Raw genomic sequence first — 6,626 nt, forward strand, 5'->3', positions numbered from 1 at the left:
TAACGTGCAGACGAAGGAGAGGCATGCCCATGATCAAGATGTTCGCGAGTGACTTAGACGGAACGCTGCTTAACGCCCTGCACGAGGCAGATGGGACTATCCGCCGCGCCATTCGCGAGCTGACCGAGGCTGGCTTGCATGTGGTTCCCGCGACCGGACGCTCGACGCTGCCGATCGGCGAGCATGGCTTTACAGGCCTGGCGCTTGACGCCTGCTGCTCCAACGGATCCATCGTGCGCGACAGTCATGGCGAGGTGCTCAAAACCTGGACCGTCGACCCGCAGATCACCGAGGAGCTACTCAAGGAGTTTCCGGATATCTGCTTTGACTGCTCCACGCCCGACGGCATGTTCTCGAGTGGTTCGTTCGAGATGCACCAGGCGGGCTTTAAAAAGGACAGCCCCATCAAGCGTATCGTGATGCGTGGCATGCGTGCGCGTGGCGGCTATCACGAGGAACAGTATTTCGACCAGTCGATTAGCGACATCTTGCGCCACGATGTGTGCAAGATCAACTGCCGCGTGACCTCGCCCGAGCTGGAACACGACCTTAAGGCATATTTGGCCGAGAGATCGGACCGCGTGGTCAACGCGCCGTTCGATCCGGTGATGTTCGAGATCACGGACGTGGCATGCAACAAGGGCGAGAGCGTGGCCTGGCTGGCGGGCTACTACGGTATTGCCGAGGACGAGGTCGCGGTCTATGGAGACGGCGGCAACGACATCGCCATGCTCAAGCGTTTCCGCCACAGCTACGCGACCAAAAACGCAAGCGATGCAGCCAAGGTCGCCGCGAGCGCAACTATCGGCAGCTGCATGGTCCACGCCGTCCCCAAACACATGCTCGCCACCATGCATAAGCAGAGCTCCCGCACCATCATCGAATAATGTGACAAAGGGACTGCCCCCTCGTCACATTCCAAATATTGCCTTTACGTGTTGATGCACACGGTGTGCAATAATACTCGCACTGTGCAATAGCGCACAGGCTGAGTAACAAGGAGGACGCTTGTCCCAGCTCGAGAAATGCGATCGCCGGTCCCTTCGCTCGCAGCGTGCCCTTCGCCAGGCACTTGCCAGCGAGCTTGCCGAAAGCGGCGACCTTTCGCGCATTAATGTCGCGTCGCTCACCGAGCGTGCTGGCCTTACGCGCCGCACGTTCTATTCGCACTATCGCGATATTCCCGACTTTATCAATCAAATCGAGGACGGCTTGCTGGCCGAGATCCGTGAGCGCATTGAGCTCATCACCGCAGCTCAGCTGCCTGATCTCTATCACAACATCGATGAGCTCGAGCCGGCGCCCGGTTCGGTTGAGCTGCTGCGTTATCTTGCGGCCAACCGCGACTTAATCGGTGCGCTGCTGGGTCCGGGCGGCGACCAGGCCTTCATTAAAAGGATCATTGACACCGCGCGTGAGGCTGTGGTGCCGCGTGCGCAGACGGGCATTTTGGGCCTGGCGCTGGGCACGTTCTTTGACTACTACGTCACCTACGTCGTGAGCGCCGAGGTCGGCATGATTCAGCGCTGGTTTGAGCGTGGGCTCACCGAATCGCCCGAGGCCATGGCGCGCATTATGACGGTGCTCGCTTTTGTTCGTCCTGGTGACCTTTATGGCCAACCCATCGATATCAACGTGCCGGAATACGGCATGAAGCTATTGAACTTGCAGCTCGAGGACGCGGCCGACACCGCCGCAACCGTCGAGTCCAACAACTAAGAGGAGAGACAGATGAGCAAACTCGTCGAGGGCATCAAGGATCGTATGGTCGCTGCCGCACGTGAGGCCGCGCCCGCCGTGGTGGACGCCGCGCAGAAGGCCGCGACCGCTGCTGCCGAGAAGGTTGCCGAGGCAGTTGCCGATGCCAAGAACGCGGCAGGGGAGACGTCCGTAGCCGCCGAGCCCACGACCGCCGCTGAGCCCGTAGCCGCAACCGCCGCCCGGGCCCCCGAAGGCGCGATCTTCAACCCCGATAACGCCCACGGCAACCTGCACCTGGGCATCGACGTGGGCTCCACCACCGTCAAGCTCGCCGTGCTCAACGACGACAACCAAATCGTCTACGCCAAGTACCAGCGCCACCACACCGACGTCCGTGCCTGCGCCCGCGACCTGTTCGAGGGTGCTGCGACCGTGCTGCCGACGGCCCAGATGACCTGCGCCATTACCGGCTCGGGCGGCCTGCTGCTGTCCCAGTGGCTCGACCTGGAGTTTGTCCAGGAGGTCATCGCCAGCAAGCGTGCCGTCGAGACCCTCATCCCGGCCACCGATGTCGCCATCGAGCTGGGCGGCGAGGACGCCAAGATCATCTACTTCGACAACGGCATCGAGCAGCGCATGAACGGCACCTGCGCCGGCGGCACGGGCGCGTTCATCGATCAGATGGCAACCCTGCTGCACACCGACGCTAGCGGCCTTAATGAGCTCGCGGCCAACGCCACTACCATCTATCCCATCGCCAGCCGCTGTGGCGTATTTGCCAAGACCGACGTGCAGCCGCTGCTCAACGAGGGCGCCCGTCCCGAGGACGTGGCCGCCTCCATCTTCCAGGCTGTCGTGACCCAGACCATCTCGGGCCTGGCGTGCGGCCGTCCCATCCGTGGCAACGTCGCCTTCCTGGGCGGCCCGCTGCAGTACCTCTCCGAGCTGCGCCACCGCTTCTACCTCACGCTCAACCTGGACGAGGAGCACCGCATTGTGCCCCAAAACGCCCACCTGTTTGTGGCGAGCGGCGCCGCCATGGCGCACGAGTCCAACAAGCTTAGCACGTTCCCGCAGCTCATCGAGGCTATCGACAGCTTGGGTGACACGCAGGGTGCCGAGGTCGAGCGCCTGGACCCGCTCTTTGCCACCGACGAGGACTTTGCCGAGTTCAAGGGTCGCCACGACACCGAGGTCGTCCCCAAGGGCAAGCTCGACGGCTACACCGGCCGCGTGTTCATTGGCATCGACGCCGGCTCCACCACCATGAAGGCCGCGCTCGTAGGCGAGGACGGCCAGCTGCTGCACACCTGGTATGGCAACAACAACGGTGACATCCTGGGCACGGCCAAGGTCATCATGGCCGATTTCTACAACCACATTCCCGCGGGCTGCACCATCGGCCACGTGACCACCACGGGCTACGGCGAGGCGCTGCTCATCGAGGCCCTCAAGGCCGATTCCGGCGAGATCGAGACCGTCGCGCACCTGCGCGGCGCCAAGGCATTCCTGCCCGGTGTCGAGTTTATCTTGGACATCGGTGGCCAGGACATGAAGTGCCTGCGCGTGAAGGACGGCGTCATCGAGCACATTATGCTCAACGAGGCCTGCTCATCGGGCTGCGGCAGCTTTATCGAGAGCTTCGCTGTGTCCATGAACATGGACGTGCGCGCGTTCGCCGATGCCGCCATCCATGCCAAGGCCCCCGTCGACCTGGGCAGTCGCTGCACGGTCTTTATGAACTCGCGCGTCAAGCAGGCGCAAAAGGAAGGTGCCACGGTGGGCGACATCGCGGCCGGCCTGTCCTATTCCGTCATCAAGAATGCCCTGTTCAAGGTCATTAAGCTGCGCGACCCCAAGGAGATCGGCAGCCAGGTGATCGTTCAGGGCGGCACCTTTATGTCCGACGCCACGTTGCGCGCGTTTGAGCAGCTCACCGGCGTTCATGCCGTGCGTCCCGACATCGCCGGCTGCATGGGCGCCTATGGTGCGGCCCTGCTCGCCCGCGATCGCGCCGGCGCCGACGGCACCTCGACCATCCTTTCGGCCGAGGACATCGCGCACCTCACCGTGACGCAAAAGCATGTCCGCTGCGGCCGCTGCTCCAACAACTGCCAGCTCACCGTCAACGACTTTGGCGGCGGCAGGCGCTTCATTACCGGTAACCGCTGCGAGAAGGGTGCCGGCCACAAAAAGCAAAAGACCGAGGCGCCCAACCTCTTCAAAAAGAAGAACGATCTGCTCTTTAACCGCGAGGTGCTGAGCCCCGACGAGGCCCCGCGCGGCACCGTCGGCATCCCGCGCGCGCTCAACATGTACGAGAACTACCCCTTCTGGCACGCGTTCTTTACGCGCTTGGGCTTTAGCGTGCAGCTGTCCGACCAGTCGAGCAAAAAGACCTACCAGGCGGGCATCGAGTCCATGCCGTCCGAGAGCGTGTGCTATCCGGCCAAGATGAGCCACGGCCACGTGATGAACCTTATCGACCGTGACGTCGACTTTATCTGGATGCCGTGCGTGCGCTGGGAGCGCAAGGAGGACCCGACGGCCGGTAACTGCTACAACTGCCCCATCGTCATGAGCTACCCCACGGCGTTGGCGCTCAATATCGATGAGATTCGCGAGCAGAATATCGAGTTCCTGTACCCGTTTGTGCCCTATCACGATAAGACCGAGCTCAAGCGCCGCCTGTATCAGGTGCTCGCCGTCGACCGCGTGGCCGATGCCGAGGCTGGTCGCGGACGCGTGCGCGGTCCCAAGATCACGCGCTCCGAGGTCGATGCCGCCGTCAACGCTGCCTTTGAGGCCGACGCGCGTTTCCACGAGGACATCCAGACCATGGGCGAGGAAGCCCTTAAGTGGGTCGAGGACCACGGTGGCCACGGCATCGTGCTCGCCGGTCGCCCCTACCATAACGACCCCGAGATCAACCACGCCCTGCCCGAGCTTATCTCGAGCTTTGGATTTGCGGTCTTTACCGAGGATTCGCTCGCACATCTGGTGAAGCCCGAGCGCCCGATTCGCGTTGTCGACCAGTGGATGTACCACAGCCGCCTGTACGCCGTCGCCCGTTTTGTGACCATGCGCAACGATTTGGACCTGATTCAGCTCAACTCCTTCGGCTGCGGCTTGGACGCCCTGACCACCGACCAGGTGCAGGAAATCCTTGAGGCCAGCGGCAAGATCTACACCGTGCTCAAGATCGATGAGGTGTCCAACCTGGGCGCCGCGCGCATCCGCATCCGCTCGCTCATGGCGGCGCTCAAGGACCAGGAGGCCGAGCGCTTGGCCGAGGCCACGGCCGCGGGCGAGGCCTACGAGCAGGGCGATGCCGCGCCGGTGACGCCCTCCACGGATGCCCCCGCGTTCGCGAGTCGCAAGTACACGTTTGAGGCTCAGCGCGAGAGTGCTTCGACCGCGTGGCCCAAGGTGCCCTTTACCGAGCAGATGCGCGAGGAGGGCTACACCATTCTGTGCCCGCAGATGGCGCCGATTCACTTTGACCTGGTCAAAGAGGTGTTCCGCGGTGCCGGCTACAACTTGGAGCTGCTGCCCTCGACCGATCACGATGCCGTCGAGGCCGGCCTGCGCTACGTGAATAACGACATCTGCTATCCGTCGATTCTGGTGACGGGCCAGATTATGGAGGCCATCGAGAGCGGTCGGTACGACCTGTCCAAGACGGCCGTGGTCATCAGCCAGACCGGCGGCGGCTGCCGTGCCACCAACTACATCGCGCTCATCCGTAAGGCCCTGCGCGAGAGCGGCCACCCCGAGATCCCAGTAATCTCGCTTTCGGCCGTGGCGCTCGGCGAGGACAACCCCGGCTTTAAGATCACGCCGGCGCTGCTTAAACAGGCAGTCTACGCGGTGCTCTTTGGCGACGTGATGATGCAGATGCTCTATCGTTGCCGCCCGTACGAGGCAACGCCCGGTGCCGCCAACGCGCTCTACGAGGAGTACATGGCACGAGCCCGCAAGCTGGCGCCCAAGTTCAACCGTCACAACTACACCAAGCTGTGCCGCGAGGCCATCCGCGCGTTCGACACCATGCCGCTCGTGGGCGAGGGCACCAAGCCGCGCGTGGGCGTGGTCGGCGAGATCCTGGTCAAGTTCCACCCTACAGCCAACAACCACGTGGTCGACGTTATCGAGCGCGAGGGCTGCGAGGCTGTGGTGCCGGGCCTGCTCGACTTCTTCCTGTACTCCATGAGCAACGCCGAGCTGCAGAAGGACGAGTTGGGCAGCTCTGCCACGACGCGTGCGGGCATGCAAGCGCTTATTAAGCTCGTGGACTGGATGCGTACGCCGGTGGAAGAGCTGCTCGAGAAGTCCCGCCGCTTTGAGGCGCCCGAGCGCATCGGCACCATGGCCGACAAGGCCCGCACGGTGCTTTCGGTGTGCAACAACATGGGCGAGGGCTGGCTGCTCACGGCCGAGATGCTCGACCTGATCGATCATGGCGCACCCAATATCATCTGCACGCAGCCCTTCGCGTGCCTGCCCAATCACGTGGTGGGCAAGGCCGTGATTAAGGAGCTGCGCCGCCAGCATCCCGAGAGCAACATCGTCGCGGTGGACTACGACCCCGGCGCGTCCGAGGTCAACCAGCTCAACCGCATTAAGCTCATGATCAGCGTGGCCAAGGAGAACATGCGCGCCGGTAAGGGCTTTAAGCTCGAGAAGGTGGCGCCGCTCGCGATGGACGAGGTCACCGGCCAGATGCGCGCCCACGATGGCTGCGTGAGCTGCGGACCGGCCAGCGAGGAGGCCGTGGCATCGGTCGCTGAGCGCCTGGGACGCGGTATTAAGAAGTAACTGGCCTGCTTTGTGCTGGATATGAGACAAACGGGTGGTAGCCGTACCGGCTGCCACCCGTTTTTATTAAAGGCTTTAGCCTGTGCGGGGCGCGCAGCGCGCCGCAT

The 6,626-nt window shown here is 63.1% G+C and carries 3 protein-coding genes; all 3 read left to right on the forward strand.

Features of this window, described 5'->3' with window-relative positions:
• Positions 1 to 29 precede the first annotated feature (29 nt).
• Positions 30 to 887, forward strand: a complete 858-nt coding sequence (locus DW211_RS02010; protein WP_118258926.1) for an HAD-IIB family hydrolase — start codon at positions 30 to 32, stop codon at positions 885 to 887.
• A gap of 121 nt (positions 888 to 1,008) precedes the next feature.
• Positions 1,009 to 1,719, forward strand: coding sequence for a TetR/AcrR family transcriptional regulator (locus DW211_RS02015; RefSeq protein ID WP_040358972.1), 711 nt, complete (start codon positions 1,009 to 1,011; stop codon positions 1,717 to 1,719).
• 12 nt (positions 1,720 to 1,731) lie between these two features.
• Complete coding sequence (locus DW211_RS02020; protein ID WP_118258898.1) at positions 1,732 to 6,519, forward strand: 2-hydroxyacyl-CoA dehydratase; 4,788 nt, start codon at positions 1,732 to 1,734, stop codon at positions 6,517 to 6,519.
• The last annotated feature ends 107 nt before the right edge of the window (positions 6,520 to 6,626 follow it).

The organism is Collinsella sp. AM18-10 (genome assembly GCF_003471585.1).
Lineage (GTDB): Bacteria > Actinomycetota > Coriobacteriia > Coriobacteriales > Coriobacteriaceae > Collinsella.